The 20,581-nt window shown below is 63.9% G+C and carries 19 protein-coding genes; 10 read left to right on the top strand and 9 right to left on the bottom strand.

Annotated elements, in window-relative coordinates; all coding sequences use genetic code 11:
* Positions 1-38: 38 nt before the first annotated feature.
* Together hutZ and hutX are read right to left on the bottom strand one after the other, a co-directional pair.
* Positions 39-596: a heme utilization protein HutZ gene (hutZ, locus tag AB5Y68_RS13740; RefSeq protein WP_010673228.1), complete on the bottom strand. Its 558-nt coding sequence runs from the start codon at positions 594-596 to the stop codon at positions 39-41.
* Entirely contained in the window at positions 593-1,105 is a 513-nt protein-coding gene (hutX, locus tag AB5Y68_RS13735; protein ID WP_039040073.1) for a heme utilization cystosolic carrier protein HutX, read from the bottom strand. The genes hutZ and hutX overlap by 4 nt, the downstream gene beginning before the upstream one ends.
* 167 nt (positions 1,106-1,272) lie before the next feature.
* Between hutX and AB5Y68_RS13730 the strand changes: the two genes are divergently transcribed.
* From AB5Y68_RS13730 to AB5Y68_RS13720, 3 genes are read left to right on the top strand one after another with little or no spacing between them, the layout of a single operon-like run.
* Entirely contained in the window at positions 1,273-2,118 is an 846-nt protein-coding gene (locus AB5Y68_RS13730; RefSeq protein ID WP_039040039.1) for a hemin ABC transporter substrate-binding protein, read from the top strand.
* Positions 2,115-3,146, top strand: coding sequence for an iron ABC transporter permease (locus AB5Y68_RS13725; protein WP_039040072.1), 1,032 nt, complete (start codon positions 2,115-2,117; stop codon positions 3,144-3,146). The genes AB5Y68_RS13730 and AB5Y68_RS13725 overlap by 4 nt, the downstream gene beginning before the upstream one ends.
* A 15-nt stretch (positions 3,147-3,161) precedes the next feature.
* On the top strand, positions 3,162-3,953 hold the full coding sequence (locus AB5Y68_RS13720; RefSeq protein WP_039040038.1) for a heme ABC transporter ATP-binding protein: 792 nt from the start codon (positions 3,162-3,164) through the stop codon (positions 3,951-3,953).
* Between the two features lie 97 nt (positions 3,954-4,050).
* Here AB5Y68_RS13720 and AB5Y68_RS13715 read toward each other — a convergent pair whose 3' ends face one another.
* On the bottom strand, positions 4,051-4,659 hold the full coding sequence (locus tag AB5Y68_RS13715; protein WP_279961518.1) for a YitT family protein: 609 nt from the start codon (positions 4,657-4,659) through the stop codon (positions 4,051-4,053).
* Positions 4,660-4,966: 307 nt separating this feature from the next.
* Here AB5Y68_RS13715 and AB5Y68_RS13710 point away from each other — a divergent pair, with 307 nt between their 5' ends.
* Both AB5Y68_RS13710 and AB5Y68_RS13705 read left to right on the top strand, forming a co-directional pair.
* Complete coding sequence (locus tag AB5Y68_RS13710) at positions 4,967-6,328, top strand: UDP-glucose/GDP-mannose dehydrogenase family protein (protein ID WP_368207259.1); 1,362 nt, start codon at positions 4,967-4,969, stop codon at positions 6,326-6,328.
* A complete protein-coding gene (locus AB5Y68_RS13705; protein WP_368207257.1) occupies positions 6,325-7,323 on the top strand; it encodes an NAD-dependent epimerase in 999 nt (332 codons plus the stop codon). Before AB5Y68_RS13710 ends, AB5Y68_RS13705 begins: the two co-directional genes overlap by 4 nt.
* Positions 7,324-7,403: 80 nt before the next feature.
* Here AB5Y68_RS13705 and AB5Y68_RS13700 read toward each other — a convergent pair whose 3' ends face one another.
* Genes AB5Y68_RS13700 through AB5Y68_RS13690 form a run of 3 tightly spaced genes read right to left on the bottom strand, consistent with a single transcriptional unit; the run spans position 7,404 to position 10,184 of the window.
* Entirely contained in the window at positions 7,404-9,092 is a 1,689-nt protein-coding gene (locus tag AB5Y68_RS13700; RefSeq protein ID WP_368207255.1) for an ArnT family glycosyltransferase, read from the bottom strand.
* Positions 9,082-9,447: a lipid-A-disaccharide synthase N-terminal domain-containing protein gene (locus AB5Y68_RS13695; RefSeq protein ID WP_368207253.1), complete on the bottom strand. Its 366-nt coding sequence runs from the start codon at positions 9,445-9,447 to the stop codon at positions 9,082-9,084. Before AB5Y68_RS13695 ends, AB5Y68_RS13700 begins: the two co-directional genes overlap by 11 nt.
* Complete coding sequence (locus AB5Y68_RS13690) at positions 9,444-10,184, bottom strand: glycosyltransferase (protein WP_368207251.1); 741 nt, start codon at positions 10,182-10,184, stop codon at positions 9,444-9,446. The genes AB5Y68_RS13695 and AB5Y68_RS13690 overlap by 4 nt, the downstream gene beginning before the upstream one ends.
* Positions 10,185-10,527: 343 nt before the next feature.
* Between AB5Y68_RS13690 and AB5Y68_RS13685 the strand changes: the two genes are divergently transcribed.
* The 4 genes from AB5Y68_RS13685 to AB5Y68_RS13670 all read left to right on the top strand — a co-directional run bounded on the left by AB5Y68_RS13685 (position 10,528) and on the right by AB5Y68_RS13670 (position 15,369).
* On the top strand, positions 10,528-11,373 hold the full coding sequence (locus AB5Y68_RS13685; RefSeq protein ID WP_368207249.1) for a transglycosylase SLT domain-containing protein: 846 nt from the start codon (positions 10,528-10,530) through the stop codon (positions 11,371-11,373).
* Between the two features lie 276 nt (positions 11,374-11,649).
* On the top strand, positions 11,650-13,317 hold the full coding sequence (gene ettA, locus AB5Y68_RS13680; protein ID WP_043152583.1) for an energy-dependent translational throttle protein EttA: 1,668 nt from the start codon (positions 11,650-11,652) through the stop codon (positions 13,315-13,317).
* Positions 13,318-13,428: 111 nt separating this feature from the next.
* Positions 13,429-13,758, top strand: coding sequence for a hypothetical protein (locus AB5Y68_RS13675; RefSeq protein WP_039040029.1), 330 nt, complete (start codon positions 13,429-13,431; stop codon positions 13,756-13,758).
* Positions 13,759-14,013: 255 nt separating this feature from the next.
* Positions 14,014-15,369 (top strand): NCS2 family permease, encoded by a 1,356-nt coding sequence (locus AB5Y68_RS13670; protein ID WP_010673214.1) that lies wholly within the window; start codon positions 14,014-14,016, stop codon positions 15,367-15,369.
* Between the two features lie 85 nt (positions 15,370-15,454).
* Here AB5Y68_RS13670 and djlA read toward each other — a convergent pair whose 3' ends face one another.
* Genes djlA through AB5Y68_RS13655 form a run of 3 tightly spaced genes read right to left on the bottom strand, consistent with a single transcriptional unit; the run spans position 15,455 to position 17,974 of the window.
* The gene (gene djlA / locus AB5Y68_RS13665) at positions 15,455-16,279 is read right to left on the bottom strand and encodes a co-chaperone DjlA (protein ID WP_039040028.1); all 825 of its coding nucleotides are present in this window, start codon (positions 16,277-16,279) and stop codon (positions 15,455-15,457) included.
* Positions 16,280-16,298: 19 nt separating this feature from the next.
* Positions 16,299-16,967 carry an N-acetylmuramate alpha-1-phosphate uridylyltransferase MurU gene (gene murU, locus AB5Y68_RS13660; RefSeq protein ID WP_039040027.1) on the bottom strand — a complete coding sequence of 223 codons (669 nt, stop codon included), beginning with the start codon at positions 16,965-16,967 and terminating at the stop codon, positions 16,299-16,301.
* A complete protein-coding gene (locus AB5Y68_RS13655) occupies positions 16,964-17,974 on the bottom strand; it encodes an aminoglycoside phosphotransferase family protein (protein ID WP_039040026.1) in 1,011 nt (336 codons plus the stop codon). The genes murU and AB5Y68_RS13655 overlap by 4 nt, the downstream gene beginning before the upstream one ends.
* A gap of 174 nt (positions 17,975-18,148) precedes the next feature.
* Between AB5Y68_RS13655 and lptD the strand changes: the two genes are divergently transcribed.
* Positions 18,149-20,581 carry an LPS assembly protein LptD gene (lptD, locus tag AB5Y68_RS13650; RefSeq protein WP_039040025.1) on the top strand — a complete coding sequence of 811 codons (2,433 nt, stop codon included), beginning with the start codon at positions 18,149-18,151 and terminating at the stop codon, positions 20,579-20,581.

Here is a 20,581-nt window from a genome sequence, read left to right as displayed (position 1 = left end):
CCCAGGCTGCCCGTTTTCTCATCTCGCTAACTGTCCCCTCAAACGGGTTCATCCGCCGGGCTGGTCAGCTCGGCGCCATTGTCGATGCGTTTGTGCCCTTCCACCAGGTGAACGAAGTCCACCAGCTCGTCGCCGGAGACACGGAACGCCTGACCGAATCCCTTGACGAACAGCCCCTGCTCGGGCTTGAGCCGAAACAGCACGAAGTCCTTGAGGTTGGAGAGCCCTTTGACTATCTCGCCGAAGCGCCCTTCCAGCGCCGCAACGGCCTTCTCCCAGCGTGCGTCGTCGCGCGCCACCACCTCGGCGACCGCATCGAAGGTCAGACGCTTGCGGGCAAACAGCTCGCGGGCACCGGTTTCGTCCTCGATCAGCATCAGCGATACCTTGGGCACCTGTTGCAGGTTGCGGGCGTGGCGAGCTATCTCGGAGATGAGCACATAGTATCCATCTTCCTGCAGCACGAAGGGGGCATAGCTGGCATTGGGGTTGCCTTCGCCATCCACAGTGGCGAGCTGCAGGGTACGGCAACCGTCGCGGAACTCGCGGATCTCCGGTTGCAGGCGGTTTTGCAGGCGCTCCTGACGTTCACTCATGCTTTCACTTCCTCTTGATACTGACGGCGCAGGGCCATGAAACGCTCCACCTGCTCAGGCAGCAGTTGACGCTGCTCGTCCCGGCCCAGGTAGATCTTGAAGATGCAGCGGCCACTGTGGCCGAAGAACTGGAAGGAGTGCCCCTCCTTGCCCATGAAGAGCTTGCTGACCAGGGCGATGCCTGCCACGTTGTCGAGCTTGAGGTGGCCGTGCAGTTCGCCGTCCCGCCCCATCAGGTTGTAGTAGCCGCGCGCGTTCTTGCCCTTGGGGAAGGGAGCCTTCACCTCGAAGATGGAGCCATCGGATTCGACGATGGTGGTCACCTGACCCCAGTTGGACAAGTCCGCCAGCAGGGCTTCGGCCTCCCCGGCCGGCACTTGCGTCATCAGGGCGGCAGGCAGATGGCGTACCACCTCCCATTCGCTGACGGCCAGCTCGGTGGCGAGGGTGGACGGGTGGGCGCTCGGGTCTTGCTCCAGCAGCGCGTGAATGCGTTGTGCAATGCTCATCGGTTCTCCCTGGATGATCTGGCGATGGTGCTCGGTGTCGCGGCGGATACTGTAATAAAGCGCCCCAAGCAACGCAATTGATAATCGCTTTCATTCTCAGTGCATTTTGATGGGCGACTTGATATTCTCGGCGGCAACCCTATTTCATTCACCCTTCGGAGGTTCGCATGGGCCGTCGTTTTGCCCTCGCATTCAGCCTGCTCGGCTGTGCCCTTTCCCTCTCTTCCCCATCCGTCATGGCGGGGGAGCGTATCGTCAGCATAGGCCCGGCCACCACGGAACTCATCCTGGCACTGGGGGGCGAGCAGAGCCTGGTCGCCACCGATGTCAGCAGTCCGGAGCCCAGAGGCGTACCCAAGGTCGGCTATCACCGTGCCCTCGCCGCCGAAGGGATCCTGAGTCTCTCTCCGACCCTGGTGGTCGGCAGCGACGAGATGGGCCCGAACAGCACGCTTGATCAGTTGCGCCGTGCCAACGTCAAGGTCGAGGTCATGGCCACAGCCCCTACGCTGGCCAACCTCAACGAGCGTATCGACACCCTGGCCCATCTCCTGGGTGACCAGGCGGCAGGGAGCAAGCTCAAGGAGGAAATTGCCGCCCAGAGCGACACCCTGGCGGCGCAGGCGAAGCAGAACAAGCCCCTCAAGGTCGCCTTCCTGCTGCTGCACAAGGGTCAGCCCACCAGCATCGCCGGTAGCAACACCACCGCCAGCGCCCTCGTCACCCTGGCGGGCGGCGTCAATCCGGTGGCTGGGCTCCACGACTACAAGCCCGTTTCCACCGAATCCCTCATCGAGCTGCAACCTGATCTGGTGTTGGTGAGCGGCCGCGACTGGCAGCAGTATCAGGATCCCGACGCCGTCCTGAGCCAGGTGCCCGCCCTGTCAGCCACCCCGGCAGGCAAGAACAAGGCCATCCACGCCATCGACGGACATGCCCTGCAAGGGGGCCTCAGCCTTCGTTCCCTGCAACAGGCAAACCAGATCGCCCAGTGGATCAAGCAGGGTTCCTGATGCGCCTGCCTCTGCCCTGGCTGCTCGCCCTGACCGGCTGCGCGCTGGCGTTGCTGCTGGTCGGGTCCCTCGCGACCGGCCCCATGTCCCTCTCCCTTGGCGAGAGCCTGCGCGCCCTGTTTGCCGGACCACAGAGCGGGATTGAGGCTCACAAATTATTGATCGTGCAGGAGATCCGTCTGCCACGAACCCTGCTCTGCATCGCCGTGGGGGGCATTCTCGGCCTCTGCGGCGCCGTGATGCAGGGACTGTTTCGCAACCCCCTGGCAGACCCCGGCATCATAGGGGTGTCGGGGGGGGCGGCACTCGGCGCGGCCCTGGCCATCGTGTTGCTCGCCCCGTTGGGCTCGCACCTGCAGAGCCTGCTCGGCCTGGGGTTGCTGCCCCTGCTCGCCTTTCTCGGCGGAGCCCTCACCACCACCCTCGTCTATCTGCTGGGTACCCGGGAAGGGGGCACCTCGGTCACCGTGATGCTGCTGGCCGGGGTGGCCATCACGGCGCTCTCCGGCGCCGTCATCGGACTGCTCACCTATCTCGCGGACGATCAGATGCTGCGCAACCTGAGCCTGTGGCAGATGGGCTCCCTGGCGGCAGGCAAGCCGGTCGATGTGACGCTGGCGCTGCTGACCCTGGCCGCCCTGCTGCTGTTGTTCATGCGCGATGCCAATCCCCTCAACGCCCTGCTGCTGGGAGAGGGAGAGGCCCGGCATCTGGGGGTGAACGTGCAGACGCTGAAGCGTCGCCTCATCCTGCTCACTGCTGCCGGTGTCGGCGTGGCGGTGGCGGTGGCCGGCATGATCGGCTTTGTCGGCCTGGTGGTTCCCCATCTGGTACGGCTGCTGGCCGGACCCAACCATGTCCGCCTGCTCCCGCTGTCTGCCCTGCTGGGGGCTGGCCTGCTGCTGGGGGCCGACATGCTGGCACGCACCCTGCTCGCACCGGCCGAGCTGCCGGTCGGCATCATCACCGCCCTGCTGGGTGCCCCCTTCTTCATCTGGCTCTTGGTCAAGAGCCGCCGAACCCTGTAACAGGAGATCGCCACTTTGCCCGGATCCCCCTCCCCCCTGCTCAGTTGCCGGGGTCTTCGCCTCAGTCGTGGCAACCGGCTTATCCTGGACAGCCTGGATCTCGACCTGCATGCTGGCAGCCTGACCGCCCTGCTCGGCCCCAACGGGGCGGGCAAAAGCTCACTGCTCAAGTGCCTGACCGGCGAGCTGGAACATGAAGGGGAGATCCACCTGTTCGGCCAGACCCGCAGGGGGTGGGCCGGCAACGCTCTGGCCCACCGGGTCGGTGTGCTGCCGCAAAGCTCCTCCTTGAGCTTCCCCTTCCTGTGCGAAGAGGTGGTGGCCATGGGTCGGCTGCCCCACAGCGAGCCTGCCAGCCGGCGCGACGAAATAGTCCGCGCCGCCATGACCCACGCCGGGGTCGACCATCTGGCGAACCGCCTCTATCCCGGCCTCTCCGGCGGGGAGCGTCAACGGGTGCAGTTCGCCCGGGTGCTGGCCCAGATCTGGCAGGCCCCGGAGGAGCCGCAGCAAGCGCGGCTGCTGCTGCTGGACGAGCCCACCTCGGCGCTGGATCTCAAATACCAGCACCAGTTGCTCGCCATGGCCCGGGCGCTGGCCGGTCGCAACACCGCCGTGCTGGTGGTGTTGCACGACCTCAATCTGGCAGCCCGCTACGCCGATAGGCTGGTGATGCTGGAGCAGGGCAGGCTGATGGCTGACGGCAACGCAGGCGAGGTGCTGACTCCGGAGCTCATCGCGCGCCTCTACGACTACCCCGCACAGGTGATCCACCACCCCGAGAGCGGCGTCCCCATGGTGGTGTGACACCCAGGGGCAGATAGCAACAGAGCGCCATCAGGCGCTCTGTCTTTTTGCGGTATCCAGCCTTGGGCTGACCAGCAGGGCAATCCCCACGGGCACATCAGGCTATCTGGTAGCGCCCCGGCTTGTGATTGAGTGTCAACACCAGATTACAGATGATGGCTGCCACCACGGAAAGCGCCAGCAGCCAGGGGGAGACCACGAAGAAAGAGGCGACGACGATGGCGCAATCCAGCCCCATTTGCAGCTTGCCTGCCCGCACACCCCATCTGTCCTGAATGAAGAGCGCCAGGATGTTGAAGCCCCCCAGGCTCGCCTTGTGGCGGAACATGATGAGCAGTCCCATGCCGATCAGGGTGCCGCCGATCAGCGCCGCATAGACGGGTTCGATCTTGCCGATTTGCAGCACGGCGTTGAGGTGATCCGTCATGAAGGAGACGGTGGCCACGGCGGCAAAGGTATTGAGGGTGAAGCGCGGCCCCATCCTGAGCCAGGCCAGGGCGTAGAACGGCAGGTTCATGGCGAAGAACAGCAGGCCGAAGCTGATGCCGGTCACCTGCTGCAGCAGCAGCGCCAGCCCTGCGGTGCCGCCGGTGAGCAGGCCGACCTGATGGAACAGGAAGATGCCGAGGGAGACGAAGCCTGCCGCGGTCAGCAGGGCGAGCACATCCTCATAGAGCGGGTGCGCAGAGCGGGGGGTGTTGTCCATAACCGGGTGTCCATGCGGAGTGAAAAGAGTGTCTGCCGCCAGCACTGGCGGTGGCGAGCCCCGTGGATCGGGACTTCGTTTATGACCACAGTGTCCGATTTCAGTGAGCCGGATCACAAGACGGTGACGATACGCACCAAAATGGTGCTCGTCAGCCCTGCGTTACAACCCCTGCACCAAGATCAGCCACTCTCCCCCGCGCCACCCTGGCCCCAGGCTGAAAAACCGGACGGATCCCGCTGTTACCGACAATGAATCGTTCTAGAATGGGGCCTCGCAAATCTCTGCCCCCAAGGAGTCGCCGCAGATGAGAGTCGCCGTATTCGGAATAGGTTATGTGGGTCTGGTCCAAGCCGCCGTGCTGGCCGAGATGGGCCACCAGGTGACCTGTGTGGATGTAGATGCCGCCAAGGTCGGCCGGCTGAAAGAAGGCATCATCCCCATCTTCGAACCCGGCCTGGCCCCCATGGTGCAGGCCAACCACCAGGCAGGTCGCCTGCACTTCACCACGGACGTGGCCGAGGGGGTGGGCTTCGCCGAGCTCATCTTCATCGCGGTCGGCACCCCGCCGGATGAGGACGGCTCAGCCGATCTGCAGCACGTGCTGGCGGTGGCGGGCACCATAGGCCGCCTGATGGAAACGGGCAAGGTGGTGGTCAACAAGAGCACGGTACCGGTCGGCACCGCGACTAGGGTGCGTCGGCACATCGAGGCCATCCTGCACCAGCGCGGCGTCTCGCTGCCGCTCGAGGTGGTCTCCAACCCCGAGTTTCTCAAGGAGGGGGCCGCCGTCAGTGACTGCCTGCGACCGGATCGCATCATCATCGGCACCGGCTCGTCCCATGCCTTCGCCTTGCTGGAGGAGCTCTATGCCCCCTTCAACCGCCAGCACGATCGCATCATCCAGATGGATGAGCGCAGCGCCGAGCTGACCAAGTACGCCGCCAACGCCATGCTGGCCACCAAGATCTCCTTCATGAACGAGATGGCCAATCTGGCGGAGAAGCTGGGGGCCGATATCGAGGCGGTGCGCAAGGGCATAGGCGCCGATCCGCGCATCGGCTACCACTTCATCTATCCGGGCTGCGGCTACGGCGGATCCTGCTTCCCGAAGGACGTGAAGGCGCTGATCCACACCGCCAAGGAGGCGGGCTGCGAGGCGCCGCTGCTGCGCTCGGTGGAGCAGGTCAACGACAGGCAGAAACACAGGCTCGCCGAGCGGCTGCACCAGCACTTCGGCGCCGACTTGAGCGGCCGCACCTTCGCGCTCTGGGGGCTCGCCTTCAAGCCCAACACAGACGACATGCGGGAGGCCCCGAGCCGGGTGCTGATGGACGCCATCTGGGCCGCCGGCGGCAAGGTGCAGGCGTACGACCCCGAGGCCATGAAAGAGGCCCAGCACCTCTACGGCCTGCGGGACGACCTGACCCTGTGCGGCACCCAGGAGGCGGCCCTCAAGGGCGCCGATGCCCTGCTCATCTGCACCGAGTGGCAGCAGTTCCGCGCCCCCGACTTCGAGCTGATCCAGCGCACCCTGAAGCAGGCCGTCATCATCGACGGTCGCAACCTCTACGATCCGGCCCGCCTGCGCCAGCGCGGCTTCACCTATTACGCCATCGGCCGAGGCGACAGCCTGGAACAGGCGCACGGTCTGGGGCAGCCGCGATGAAGTATCTCGTCACCGGCGCCGCCGGTTTCATCGGCTTTCACCTGGCTGGACGGCTGTGCGCCGAGGGCCACGAGGTGGTCGGCATCGACAACCTCAACGACTACTACGAGGTGAGCCTGAAGGAGGCGCGCCTCGCGCGGCTCGGCCCCCTGCCCGGTTTTCGCTTCGAGCGCCTCGATCTCGCCGATCGCACCGCCATGGCCGAGCTGTTCGCCCGGGAGCAATTCGAGCGGGTGATCCACCTCGGCGCCCAGGCCGGGGTCCGCTACTCCCTGGACAACCCCTTTGCCTACGCCGACAGCAACCTCACCGGCACCCTGACCGTGCTGGAGGGGTGCCGCCATCACGGGGTACAGCACCTGGTCTACGCCTCGTCCAGCTCGGTCTATGGCCTCAACGAGCAGATGCCGTTCAAGACCTCGGACGGAGTGGATCACCCTGTCTCTCTCTACGCGGCGAGCAAGAAGGCGAACGAGCTGATGGCCCACTCCTACTCCCACCTCTACGGCCTTCCCACCACGGGCCTGCGCTTCTTCACCGTCTACGGTCCCTGGGGTCGCCCCGACATGGCGCTGTTCAAGTTCGTGCGCGCCATCCTCAAGGGCGAGCCTATCGACATCTACAACCAGGGCCAGCTCAGCCGGGATTTCACCCATGTGGACGACATCGTGGAGGGGATAGTACGGGTCGCGGACAGGCCACCGGTCGGCGATGCCAACTGGCGGGGGCAGACGGATGCCAGCCCGGCCCCCTACCGCCTCTTCAACATCGGCAACGGCAGCCCGGTGCGGCTGCTGGACTTCGTGGAGGCCTTAGAGACGGCGCTCGGCAAACGGGCGATCCGCAACATGCTGCCCATGCAGCCCGGCGACGTGCTCGCCACCTGGGCCGACACAGAGGCGCTGTTCGAGGCGACCGGCTATCGCCCCAAGGTAGGGTTGACCGAAGGGGTCGAGAGCTTTGTGAAGTGGTACAGGGAGTACTACAGGATCTGACCGCACAGGATCATCCAATAGAAAGGGGCTGCCAATGGCAGCCCCTCTGTTTATCCGGCTTACTCTCCTGCCGTCCGGGCTCAGGGCCCGGGGGTATAGCTGAAGGGCGCTATCTGTGGGCTGAGACCGCGACAGGCCGGCTTGAGGGCCTCAGGCCCGGCCAGCAGCCAGTCTGTGCGGTGGCGGTTGCCGAGGCTCTCCATGCGATCTGCGTCGAAGCAGACCGCCATCAGATCGGCTGCGCCCAGCACCCAGCGACCGGGAGCGGCCGCAATCCAGGCCGCCGCCTCGCGCGCCTGCTCCCCATCCCCCATCAGATAAGGGTAATGCCGCAGGGGCCGTTGGCTGAACAGCAGGTGCTGCTCCTTGAAGCCGGCCAGCAGCAGTTCGTTCCCCGCAGGCACCCGCTCCGCCGCCAGCGCCATCACCCCCTCCGGGGTGCGCATGTCGTTGAGTTTCACGCAGATCCAGCTGGAGTAGATCAGCCAGCCCACCGCCAGCGAGCAGAGGATGGCACTGAGCGGCGCCCGGCGCAGCAGGGCGTTGATGAGCAGCAGCGCCGCCCCCATCGCCAGCAGGGGCAGCCAGGGCGCCGGGCCCAGATCCCCCAGCTTGCTCGCCAGCTTGGCGCTGAATGCCAGCGCCCCCGCCCCGCCCACACAGATGATCCCCAGCAGCCAGCCGAGCCCGCCCAGCAGGCGCGCGGGCCAGACCCGCGCCAACAGCTCGGCGACAAAGGGAGCCGTCAGCAGGGCCAGCGCCGGCGTGCCCGGCGTGACGTAGACGCCGCGCTTGCCCGGCGACACCGAGAAGAAGACGATCACCAGCACCAGATAGCCGAGCAGCAGTATGATGCGCTTGTCCTGCCCCTGGATGGCCTTGCGCCACGCCACCACCAGCCAGGGCAGCAGCAGGGAGAGCGGCAGCCAGAACGGCGGGATCACCGAGGTGAGGTAATACCAGAACGGTTTGACGTGATGCCAGGCGTTGGCATAGCGGGTCACCGTCTGGCGCAGCAGTATGTTGTCCCGATAGGCCTGCAGCACGGGATCCCCGCTCTGGGCCACCGCGAGCAACATGGGCACCAGCCACAGGCCGATGGCCAGCAACATGAACAGCGGTCCCGCCAGCCCCTTGAGCCAATCGCCCCTGGTGGCGGCCCGGATCTTCTCGCGGTGGGTCCAGATCGCCGGGATCAGGATCAGCAGGGCCAGCAGCCCCACCCCCTTGGTGATGATGCCGAGCCCGGCGGCGAACCAGCCGAGCCAGTACCAGCGCCAACCGCCACCGCAGAGCAGGAAGCGGACGAAGCCGTAGACGCCGAGGGTGATGAAGAAGGTGACCAGCGCATCGATCTGCGCCGTCTTGGCTTGCAGGGTGAACTGGACGGTAAACAGCAGCAACAGCCCGGCCAGGAAGCCGACCGAGGGGCTCCACAGGCGGCGGCCCATGTCCCACACCAGCGTGATGGTCAGCAGACCCGCCAGCAGGGAAGGCAGCAGGAACGCCACCTTGATGGAGCCGGTCAGCAGATAGCCGATGGCGATGCCCCACATAAACATGGGGGGCTTGTCCGGGTAGATCTCGCCGCCGCGCATGGGGAACAGCCACTGGCCGCTCTCCACCATCTCCTTGGCGATCAGGGCGAAACGGGGTTCATCGGCGGGCCAGGGATCCCGCAGGCCGAGGCCGGCGCCGAGCACCACCAGGGCGATCAGCAGCAACCAGCCGAATGAGCTCTGATTGAGCAGGTAACGATCATTTACCATGACGAGCCTCATAGTCGTCGACGACCTTGTCCCGCTTCCAGCCTCTGTGCTGGATATCTAGATAGAGGCTGTAGAGCGCGGTGAAGGTGGGGAAGAGGTTCTGCAACACGCCGACCGAGTCCTGCTTGGGCGAGAAGACGAAGTAGCTCAGGGTCATCAGGCTGCCGAGCACGCTCATGTACCAGAACATGCGCGGGATCACCGGCTTGCCGGCGCGCTTGGAGGCGACGAACTGCACCAGCCAGCGGCCGCCGAACATCAGCGCCCCTGTGTAGCCGATGATCTTCCAGCCGGTGACATGCAGGCCCGTCCAGTCCAGCCAGGTCAGTGGCATCGAGAGCAAGGCATCGATCACTCCAATGTCTCCCTCACCTCGACCACCTTGGATCGGCGCTGCAACCACCAGACACCGACCACGTCCACCAGCCCGACCCAGAGCCGGTTCCAGACGCCGTACTTGGAGATGCCCGCCTGCCGGGGTCTGTGATTGACCGGCCAGGGGGACATGCGGCCACCCTGGGCCTGGATCAGGGCCGGGATGTAGCGGTGCATATGGTTGAAGCCGGGCAGGCGCAGATACCAGTCGCGGCGCACCACCTTGAGGCCGCAGCCGGTATCCGGGATACCGTCCCGCAGCAGCAGATCGCGAAAGCCGTTCGCCAGCCTGGACGAGAGGCGCTTCACCCAGTCATCGCGCCGATTGACGCGATGGCCGATGAGCCCGACCTGGCTCTTGTCCGACGCGAAACGGCGCTTGGCCTCTTCCAACATGGCGGGAATGTCGGCCGGATCGTTCTGGCCGTCGCCGTCCAGCACCACCAGCCAGTCGCCGCGCCCCTGGCGCACCCCGCTCAGCACCGCCATGCTCTGGCCGACGGCCCTGGCGTGGCGCACCACCCGCAGCCTGGTGAAGCGGGACTTCAGCTCGCACAGCAGGGCATAACTGTCATCCTCGCTGCCATCATCCACGTAGATCAATTCGTACTCGTATCCGCCCCCCAGAGCGGCGTCTATTTCACTGATGAGGGGAGCCAGATTGTCCCGTTCATCCTTGGCTGGTACTACGACTGACACATCGACTGAATCACCCATATGAGCTTCCCGACAAAGAAAATAATCCAAGGGATCCTGTTGCGCACATCATGAAGAAGGTGGACTGAGCGCCAGAACCCGCACAAATACAAGGTATTACATCATGATGATCGCCGTCTATCACCCGACAACTAACAATCGCATCAACTAAGAGGGGCAGCACAACAGCGCGGCCCTGCCCGCACCTCAGGTCTTCACCACCAGCAGGATCTTCTCCCGCCTAAAAGTTCCATACCGTTTTCGTCTCTGATGACCTGACACATAACCACATGTTCCATCGTCTGGCTGGCAGCCACCCCGTGGAGAACCTATATCTTCCGGACAAGCCAACGAGGTAACCATCATGCAGAGATTCTGCGCCTGGGGCTGGGGGCTGCTCCTGCTGTTGACCACGGCATCGGCCCATGCCGATGCATTTCGCCAGGCCCCCAAGGCGATGAGCGCCCTGCGCCAGGGCGCCGCCATGGAGCGCGGCAACCCGAGGCAGGCCATCGCCCACTACTGCACCGCCGCCAGCCTGGGCAACCCGGAAGCCTACTACCGCATCGGTCGCCTGCTGGCTCGCGGCCCCCAGGGGATACGCAACGCGCGCCACGCGAACGCCTACCTGGCCATGGCCATGCGCCTCGGCAATCAGCAGGCCGCCCGCTACTACAACGAGCGGGTCGGCAACGCCCCCCTCGGCACCTGTGGCGTCGGTGGCAGCGGAGGCGGCGCCCCCTGGGTGCGGCCCAGCACCCCCTTCGATCAGGACAGCTACCTAGCCCGGCAATCCACGAGCAAGCAGCAGCTGGCCAGCATGATCCGCCAGGCGGCCAAGCGCCACAGAGTCAACCCCCAGCTGGCGCTGGCCATCGCCATCGCCGAGTCCAATCTGAACAGCACCGCCGTCTCCCCCAAGCAGGCGCAGGGGGTCATGCAGCTCATCCCCGAAACCCAGGCCCGTTTCGGCGTGACCCGGCCGTTCGACGCCCGGCAGAACATCCGTGGCGCCATGATCTACCTGAAGTGGCTGGAGAAGCAGTTTGGCCCCGACTGGGTCAGGATCAGCGCCGCCTACAACGCCGGGGAGCAGGCCGTCCTGCGCCACGGCGGCGTGCCCCCCTATCGGGAGACCCAGGAGTACGTGCAGCGGGTGCTCTACTACTCGGGGCAGGATCCGGCCAAGGAGCGCCGGCTGCCACGCTGAGCGCCACCCGACGGCCGTCTCATCCGCACGAATCCTATCGGGCCAGGCTTAAGGAAATCTTAAGACAGGGCCCGGCACGCTCCTGTTCGCTGCCGCCTCTCGGCCGCTCGCCAGCCCCCTGGCTCCCCGCTCCCCGGCTTTGCCGCCCCCTCCCCATTGGTTTACAATCGACGGGTTTTTTGGAACCGGGTTGACGGCCCGTCGACCCGGCCCCACCACGACATCAGTCTGTTAATGTCACGACATTAAACTGCTGAAAAGGAAGAGAATTAGCCAATGGCTCAATTTATTTACACCATGAACAGGGTCGGCAAGGTAGTGCCGCCCAAGCGTCATATTCTCAAGAACATCTCCCTCTCCTTCTTCCCGGGCGCCAAGATAGGCGTGCTGGGTCTGAACGGCGCCGGTAAATCCACCCTGCTGCGCATCATGGCCGGGATCGACACCGAGATCGAAGGGGAAGCCCGCCCGCAGCCCGGCATCAAGATCGGCTACCTGCCCCAGGAGCCTAAGCTGGATCCGGAGCAGACGGTGCGCGAAGCGGTCGAAGAGGCGGTGGGCGAGGTGAAACGCGCCATGGCTCGCCTCGACGAGGTCTATGCGGCCTACGCCGATCCGGACGCCGACTTCGACAAGCTGGCCCGCGAGCAGGGCGAGCTGGAGGCCATCATCGCCGCCCAGGGCGGCCACAACATGGAAAACCAGCTGGAGCGCGCGGCCGACGCCCTGCGCCTGCCGGCCTGGGATGCCCAGATCAAGCACCTCTCCGGGGGTGAACGCCGCCGCGTGGCCCTGTGCCGCCTGTTGCTGGAAAAGCCGGACATGCTGCTGCTGGACGAACCGACCAACCACCTGGATGCGGAATCCGTGGCCTGGCTGGAGCGCTTCCTGCACGACTACGAGGGCACTGTCGTGGCCATCACCCACGACCGCTACTTCCTCGACAACGTGGCCGGCTGGATCCTGGAGCTGGACCGTGGCGAGGGCATCCCCTGGGAAGGCAACTACTCCTCCTGGCTGGAGCAGAAGGACGCCCGTCTGGCCCAGGAAGCGAGTTCCGAAGCCGCCCGTCGCAAGTCCATCGAGAAGGAGCTGGAGTGGGTTCGCCAGAACCCCAAGGGCCGTCAGGCCAAGTCCAAGGCCCGTATGGCTCGCTTCGAGGAGCTCAACACCAACGACTACCAGAAGCGCAACGAGACCAACGAGCTGTTCATTCCGCCCGGACCCCGCCTCGGCGACAAGGTGGTGGAAGTGGCGAACCTCTGCAAGTCCTATGGCGACCGCCAGCTGATCGACGATCTCTCCTTCTCCATTCCGAAGGGCGCCATCGTCGGCATCATTGGCCCGAACGGTGCCGGTAAATCGACCCTGTTCCGCATGATGTCGGGTCAGGAGCAGCCGGACTCCGGTTCCATCACCCTGGGTGACACCGTGGTGCTGGCCTCGGTGGATCAGTTCCGCGACCAGATGAACGACAAGAAGACGGTGTTCGAGGAAGTCGCCGACGGCCAGGATATCCTGCGCATCGGCAACTACGAGTTCCCGAGCCGCGCCTATATCGGCCGCTTCAACTTCAAGGGTTCCGACCAGCAGAAGCGGGTTGGCGAGCTCTCCGGTGGCGAGCGCGGTCGTCTGCACCTGGCCAAGCTGCTGCAGACCGGCGGCAACGTGCTGCTACTGGATGAACCGACCAACGATCTGGACATCGAAACCCTGCGCGCCCTGGAGAACGCTCTGCTGGAGTTCCCCGGCTGTGCCATGGTCATCTCCCACGACCGCTGGTTCCTCGACCGCATCGCCACCCACATCCTGGACTACCAGGACGAGGGCAAGATCGAGTTCTTCGAGGGCAACTTCACCGAATACGAAGAGTGGAAGAAGAAGACCTATGGCGCCGAGGCCGTCCAGCCGCGCCGCGCCAAGTACAAGCGTATTGCCAAGTAAGGCGAGGCAACAGCCGCGCCGCCAGGCATGACGTCACAAGGGGAGCCGGGGCTCCCCTTTTTTGCCTCTTCTGACTTACAATCTCCACCTCTTCCCCAGCGATAGCGACCCATGACCCAAGCCTCCACCACCAGACTCACCATCCAGATCCGGCTCGAACCCGGCTGCCTGGGGCCGGATGGCAAGCAGCACATCGATACCTTCTGCGCGGCCGCCAACCGGATCCTCGCCGCCATCGAACCCCGACGGGTGCACTGGGTGCTGCTGCCCCGCCATGACAAGCAACTGGCCGAGCAGGCCTACTTCCTCGATGGCCGCCCCTTGAGCGAAACCCAGGCCACCCTGCTGCTGCAACGCATGGGGTTGGCCCTCGATCCCTTGCTGGAGCAGAGCGATGCCGTGCTGAGCCAGCTTATCGAGCGCTACCAGAAAAACCGTTGATCCTGATGTGGAAACGGGGCTCTATTGGTCCCCTTTTTTCGGCCTCCGGGGGAAAACGTTTGAATTTTTACTCTATTCATTGATCCGCCTCGCACATCCGGGGTTTGTAAACCTGGCCGCCTGTGTGAAAATGTGCGCGCTGTCACGGTATCAGGACGAGTCTGGTCACTTCACCGCCAGAATCAGTGTCCATCGCCCCGCATGGATGGGCCGGGCCCCCTGCTGCCTATTTCACGTCACCCATTGGAATCCAACATGAATCAACCACATCACGCTACCGGGCAGACCGCCAGCCCGGCTGCCGGGCAGGGATTGCTCGAGCGCCTGTTTGCCCTGCGCGGTCATGGCACCACGGCCCGCACCGAGGTGATCGCCGGCATCACCACCTTCCTGACCATGGTCTACATCGTCTTCGTCAACCCGCAGATCCTCTCTGCGGCAGGCATGGACACCCAGGCCGTGTTCGTTACCACCTGCCTCATCGCCGGTGTCGGCAGCATCCTGATGGGTCTGCTGGCGAACCTGCCCATCGCCCTGGCTCCCGCCATGGGCCTCAACGCCTTCTTCGCCTTCGTGGTGGTGGCTGGCATGGGCTACTCCTGGCAAGTGGGCATGGGCACCATCTTCTGGGGTGCGCTGGGCCTGCTGATCCTGACCCTGCTGCGGGTACGCTACTGGCTCATCGCCAACATTCCCCTGACACTTCGGGTCGGCATCACCGCCGGCATCGGTCTGCTCATCGCCCTGCTCGGCCTGCACAATGCCGGCATCGTGGTCGCGAGCCCCGCCACCATGGTGACCGTGGGCAACCTCACCTCCCTGCCCTGCCTGCTGGGGCTGCTCGGTTTCTTCCTCATCTGCATCTTCTCCGCCCGCGGCGTCCACTCCGCCGTTCTCATCGCCATCGTCGTCACCACCACCCTGGGCTGGCTGTTCGGCGATGTCACCTTCAAGGGCTTTGTCTCCGTGCCGCCGAGCATTGCACCGGTCTTCGGCCAGCTGGATCTGATGGGATCGCTGGACATCAGCCTTGCCGGGATCATCTTCTCCTTCATGCTGGTCAACCTGTTCGACTCTTCTGGCACCCTTATCGGCGTGACCAACCGCGCCAAGCTGGCGGATGACAAGGGGCACTTCCCGCGCATGAAGCAGGCCCTGGTGGTGGATAGTGTCAGCTCCGTCGGCGGCGCCTTTATGGGCACCTCCTCGGTCACTGCGTATATCGAGAGCAGCTCCGGCGTCGCCGTCGGCGGTCGCACCGGCCTGACCGCCATCGTGGTGGGCATCCTCTTCCTGCTGGCCATCTTCTTCTCTCCGGTCGCCGCCATGGTGCCGGCGTATGCCGCAGCGGGGGCCCTCATCTACGTGGGCGTGCTGATGTGCTCCGAGCTGACCCGGGTGAAGTGGGAAGACCTGACCGAAGCGGTGCCGGCCTTCATGACCGCGGTGATGATGCCGTTCAGCTTCTCCATCACCGAGGGGATCGCCGTCGGCTTCATCTCCTACTGCGTGATGAAGGCGGGCACCGGCCGCTGGCGCGAGATCAACCCCTGCGTGCTGGTGGTGGCCCTGCTCTTCGTCCTCAAGTTTGTCTGGGTAGATGCCCACTGATTTTTCTTCCATGAAAAGAAAAACCAGACTCTGAAAACAAAAATGCCCGTCATCGACGGGCATTTTTTTATGGCGGGCTCAGGGCTCAGCGAATGCCGCGGGCCTCACGGATCCACTCCCAGGCCTGCTGGATCTCCTGGGTCTTCTCTTTGGCCATCTCCATCATCTCGGGGGGCAATCCCTTGGCGGCCAGCTTGTCAGGGTGATGCTTGCTCATCTCCTTGCGATAGGCGCGCTTGATCTCCTGATCGCTGTCGCTCTCGTTCACCCCGAGCAACTGATAGGCATCCTTGAGGCGATCCCGGGAGGGGGGCTCCTGACGGTATTGCTGCCCCTGGCCACCGCCCTGCTGTTGCTGGCGGTGGAAGAAGTTCATCTGGGCCTCGGCCATTGCCAGAATGCGGGCAAGCTCGATGCGACTGAACCCCAGCTCGTCGGCGATGGTTTGCAGGATGGCCCGCTCGTTCGCCTCCACCTGACCGTCGGCGAAGGCGGCCTGCAGCTGGACCTCGAGGAAGAAGCGCAGGATGTCACGCTGCCCCAGGCTCGCCTGGCGAAACTCCGCCAGGGTCTCGCGCAGGGGGAAGTCACTCTCCTTGCCCTGGCGGAATGACTCCTGGGCCCGTACCCGCTGCTCTCCGGCCAGCCGCATCCTGTCCATCAGGTTGGACGCGACCCGTATTTCGTGCTCGGTGACCTGGCCGCTCGCCTTGGCGATGTGGCCCATGACGGCGAAGGTGGCATGGAAGAAGACGGCCTGTTGCTGCTGGCTGGGTGCCCGCTGGAAGGCCCCGCGGATCCCCATGCCCCGATCGAAGCGATGGCCGATCCACAGGCCCAGCAGCGCACCGAAGATGTTGCCGAGCAGAAAACCGAAGAAGGTGCCAAGCACCTTGCCCCAAATACGCATGGTTCAAGACCTCGTGATGTTAATGGGTGCCGGCGAGCAGTTGCTCGTCCAGCTCGCGCAGCCGATCCACTGTGCCGATGTCGCGCCACTCGCCAGCCAGCAGGCTGCCACCCACCCGTCCCAGCGCCATCCAGTCGCGCAGCAGGGGGGCCAGCTTGCGCGCCCCGCAGGGCAAGCCGGCAAAGGCGGCGGGGTGATAGAGGCCGACGCCGCTGAAGGTGAGGGCCGGGGTGTCCAGCACCCGACCCGCTTGCAGGGAGAAGTCCCCTTGCGGATGCTGGGGAGGGTTGGGCACCAGCCAGAGGTGGGCGAGATCGTCCCCAAGCGGCTGGTTCACCAGAGCGCGATAATCCAGGTCGAGCCAGGTATCGCCGTTGATCACCAGAAAGGGTTCGCAGCCCAGCAGGGGCAGCGCCTGCACGATGCCGCCGGCGGTCTCGAGCGCGCTCTCTTCGGCCGACCAGTGGATGGATACCCCGAGCGCACTGCCATCGCCGAGGGCCGCCACCAGCTTGTGTCCGAGCCAGGCGTGGTTGATGACAAGTGTGGTCACGCCGGCTGCCTTGAGTTTTTCGATATGGTGCACGATGAGCGGCTTGCCCCCCGCCGCCAGCAGCGGCTTGGGCAGCAGATCGGTGAGCGGACGCATCCGCTCGCCGCGCCCGGCGGCCAGGATCATCGCCTTCATGGTGTCACCCCGGTGCGCGCCAATCCGGGCAGCACCACCTGCTCCAGCCACTGGCCGAAGCGGGCCAGCGCCGGGTAGGTAGCGCCATGGCTGCGACAGACATCAACGACGTAGCCCAGGGTACGGGGAATGTCCTTGAGGTAGCCGGCCTTGCCATCGCGGTGATAGAGGCGGGTGAAGATCCCCGCCGCCTTGAGGTGGCGCTGCATGCCGGTGAGATCGGCTGCGCGACGAAACGCGGCATAGTCCAGATTGCCGAGCAGACCGGCCCCTTGCAGGGTGTCGAAGCCAAGTCGCATGCCCTGCTCGATCACCGCGTCCGGCCAGCGCACGTAGCAATCTTTGAGCAGGGAGACCAGGTCATAGCTCAGCGGCCCGATGACCATGTCCTGGAAGTCGATAAGGGCGAGGTCGCTCTCCTTCGGGTTCGTCCCGCCGCACACCATCAGGTTGCGGCTGTGGAAGTCCCGGTGCATCACTCCTTGTGGCTGGGCCAGGTTGCTCGCCGTGAGGCAGGCGAAGGTCTCCGCCAGCAAGTGCTGCTCTTCATCACTCAGGGCCAGTTGCAAGTGATGCCCCAGCAACCACTCGGGGAAGATGGCATTTTCGCGGGCCATGAAGGCCTCATCGAAGGGCTCGAGCTCGAGCGCCACGGCGCCGAGCCTTGGCAGCAGGGCGATGGCCTTGCCATACCAGGCCAGTACGCTCGCTTCGTTCAGGCAGCCGATAAGCTGAGTATCCCCCAGGTCCGTCACCGCCAGCAATCCCTGCTCGTAGTCGACCCCCTTTACCTCGGGGGCCAGTAGCCCCGCATCGTGCAGGGCGGCCGCATTGCGAACGAATTCATGATTTTTTTCGGTTTTCGGATTAGCATCCACCCACACCAGACCGCCGCCCCGGAAGTAGCGGCGGAAACTGGCGTCACCGGAAATAAGCGTCAACGAGAGGTTGGCGTCACCGGAAATCCGGCGAGCCCATTGCAAAAGCAGGGAAGCGCGATCGTGCATGAGTCGGGAACCAAATTGGAAAGCAGCACTTGGCTGTTAGCCCTGGCCGCAATAATGCTTTATCATTGCCGGCTAACATAAAGCAATGACATGCAATGTCAACTCGATGGATCCTGACATAAAATGCATGCCCTGAATCCACCGTTTTTACTACGGATTGCGCGAGCCTTTCACATGACAAAATGGACACTGGGATACTCCTGTCCCATCGCCCTGACCATCAGCCTTGTTCCTGCCCTGAGTCCGCTCATGGCCCAGGCAGCGCCACTCAATGCGCCACCCGCTACCGGGATCCTCGACAGCCTCTGCTATGACTATGTTCCCAAGATAGAGAAGCCCAGTGCGGACCAGGACGCCAATGCCCAGCCCGTCGAGGTGGATGCCGATCGCCTGGAGGCCAAGCAGGGCGGTACCGCCGTCTACGAGGGTGACGTCAAGGTGCGCCAGGGCGTGCGCAAGTTCGACTCCGACTATGCCCAGCTCGACCAGAAGAGCCGGGATGTCATCGCCATCGGCAACATCTATTACAACGATGGCCAGATCACGGTCACCAGCGACAAAACCCTGAAATCCAACCTGGACACCAAGAACTCCGAGCTGGAAGAGGGCAAGTATCAGGTCCATGGCTCACCGGTGCGCGGCTTCGCCGAAAAGGTGACCATGACCAACAACAACCAGAACATCACTCTGGAAGGGGCCCAGTACACCACCTGCCCACCGGGCCAGGAGGCCTGGACCCTGAAGGCCGGCAGCATCGACATCGATCAGTCCGAGGTATTTGGGGAGGCCTGGAACGCCAGCCTCTGGCTCTATGACTATCCGGTCTTCTACTTCCCTTATATCAACTTCCCCATCAAGGATGAGCGCAAGACCGGTCTGCTCTACCCGGGCTATACCCAAAGCTCCAAGAACGGTATGGACATCACCCAGCCGTTCTACTGGAACATAGCCCCCAACTACGATGCCACCATCACCTCCCGCTTCATGGACAGACGGGGCCTGATGGAACAGGTCGAGTTCCGCTACATGCCGGACCCGGCCCACGTGGGGAGCCTCTACTTCGAGAACCTGGCAGACGACAAGCAGTACGACGAGACGGCCAGCCTCAATCAGCATCTCTCTGATGGTCACCGTTACCTGCTCAGTGCCCGCCACACCTCCATGTTCATGGACAACGCCATGCGGGTGTCGGTGGACTACACCAAGGTACGGGACCAGGACTACAACTATTTCAACGACTTCACCCCCAAGGTGGGGACCCAGGTCGACAACCAGTTGCAGCAATCCCTGAAGGCGGGTTACTACCAGCAGAACTGGAACCTCGATGCCGAGGTACGGACCTACCAGATCCTGCTTGCCAGCGCCCAGCAGCCCCACGAGCTGATGCCGCGCATCAACCACAACTACTACCAGCAGGGCAGCTGGTACGATCTGGCATGGAATACCGAGCTGACCAACTTCGGCTACAACAACGATCAGGCCATCGAGCAGAACAAGGGTGAAGCCTACACCGGCACCCGGGTCTACACGGCCCCCACCCTGACCATCCCCCTCGTTGACGAGGCGGGTTACTTCCTCGACAGCCAGTACAAGCTGATGTACACCCGTTACGACCAGACGGTGCCTGACCAGATGAGCAGCACCTTCACCAATCGTTTCACCCCGAGAGAGGGCGGCGACGTCACCCTGGAAGAGGGGACCATCACCCGGGTACTGCCCTCGTTCCGTCTCAAAGGCGGCATGACCTTCGAGCGGGATCAGCAGTGGTTTGGCGAGGGTGCCAACCAGACCCTGGAGCCTGAGTTCCAGTACCTCTATGTGCCCTATAAAGATCAGGACAACATCGGCGTCTATGACTCCACCACCATGCGCCAGGACTACTACAGCCTCTTCAGCGATCGCCGCTTCGCTGGTCTGGACCGCATCAGCGACTCCAACCGGCTCTCCTTGGGGGTCACCACCCGCATTTATGATCCGGCCGGGGATGAACGAATCCGGTTGGCCGTTGCCCAAGCCTTCGACTTCGTGGCGCCCAGGGTCAAGCTTTACAGCAGCGATGAGCTGAGTACCAATACCCGCTCCCCGCTGTCGTTCGAGGGTGACGCCAAGATCAACGAGCAGTGGTATGCCCATGCGGGGGCACAATATGATATGGAACAGCGCCAGATAAGCTCTGCCAACAGCGCCCTGGAGTACCGTCACGAGAAGTTGATCAGCCAGTTGAACCACCGCTTCGTGCGGGATGCCAACTACGACCTCGACCACAAGGGGCAGGTGACGGATCTCAACCAGATCGGCCTGCTGCTGACCACCCCGCTGGACGATCGCTGGCACCTTTATGGCGGCTACTATCAGGAGCTCAATCAGAACGTCAAAGTGGACCGCAAGGTGGGCCTGAAATACGACTCCTGCTGCTGGAGCATCAACTTCAACCTGGAATGGGTCAACACGCCAGACAACGTGAACCTGACCCCGACGTCCGAGCGCAGCCTCGGCATTCAATTTGAAATGAAAGGATTGGGTAGCGTGGGTACCGGCTCCAAGGGCACCTCCCTGGACACCGAAGCACTGCCTTACATTCGTCCGTTTAACCTGCGAGACCAGTAA

Source organism: Aeromonas sp. R6-1 (assembly GCF_040908165.1).
GTDB lineage: Bacteria > Pseudomonadota > Gammaproteobacteria > Enterobacterales > Aeromonadaceae > Aeromonas > Aeromonas caviae.
The sequence above is the reverse complement of the archived record's forward strand: the minus strand, read 5'-3'. Positions and strand labels throughout refer to the sequence as shown.